This is a genomic window from Aedoeadaptatus nemausensis (genome assembly GCF_903819165.1).
Lineage (GTDB): Bacteria > Bacillota > Clostridia > Tissierellales > Peptoniphilaceae > Aedoeadaptatus > Aedoeadaptatus nemausensis.
In genome coordinates this window covers 1-825 of the sequence record NZ_CAIJCS010000045.1, presented here as the reverse complement: position 1 = coordinate 825, position 825 = coordinate 1, and the positions used below count along the sequence as shown (strand labels likewise).

Genomic DNA, 825 nt, shown 5'->3' with positions numbered 1-825 from the left:
TGAAATCACGCCAAGGCTCTTTTTTGAAGAATTAAAAAATAAAAGTGGAGATATAACTGTGTGGATCAACTCTCCTGGTGGAGATTGTATAGCTGCATCAAGAATTTACACCATGCTTTTAGAACACAAGGGAAATGTGACTATTAAGATTGACGGGCTTGCAGCATCAGCAGCATCAGTCATTGCTATGGCAGGAACTGAAGTTTTGATGAGTCCTACATCACTAATGATGATTCATAATCCTTTAACTGTAGCCATTGGTGACTCAAAAGAAATGCAAAAAGCCATAGATATGTTAAAGGAAGTCAAGGAATCAATCATCAATGCCTATGAGATTAAGACAGGTTTATCAAGAGAAGAGATTTCTAATCTAATGGATGGAGAGACTTGGTTTGATAAGAACAAGGCTATTGAGATGGGTTTTTGTGATGGAACTCTAACTGACAAAAGAAAGGATGAGAAAGTTACGAACATGGTCTTTTCAAGGCGAGCAGTTACAAACTCACTCTTAACAAAGATAAATAAAGAAGTAAAGACTCACTCAATGAGTGAGGTCGAAGGCAGATTAAACAAAATTAAAAATACTTGGAGGTAAAGATGAATTTAAAAGAACTTTTAGAAAAGAGAACTAAGGCTTGGGATGAGGCAAAGGCATTTGCTGAATCTAAGAAAGATGAAAAGGGTCTAATGTCTGATGAAGACTTTAAGACATACGAAGAGATGGAGAGAACTATCGAGAATTATACTCGTGAAATTGAAAGAAAGAAGAGGGAAGAAGAAATGGATAAAACTTTAGAAAAACCTACTACTCAAGCACTAACAAAT

Annotated in this window: 1 protein-coding gene and 1 pseudogene; both read left to right on the top strand. The window is 35.8% G+C overall.

Translation table 11 applies throughout. The features are described from left to right. On the top strand, positions 1–595 hold a 595-nt coding region (locus PEPTYR26121_RS08655), incomplete at its 5' end, for a head maturation protease, ClpP-related (RefSeq protein WP_180501032.1). Between the two features lie 2 nt (positions 596–597). Next, positions 598–825 (top strand): annotated as a pseudogene (locus tag PEPTYR26121_RS08650) (phage major capsid protein); the annotation flags it as partial.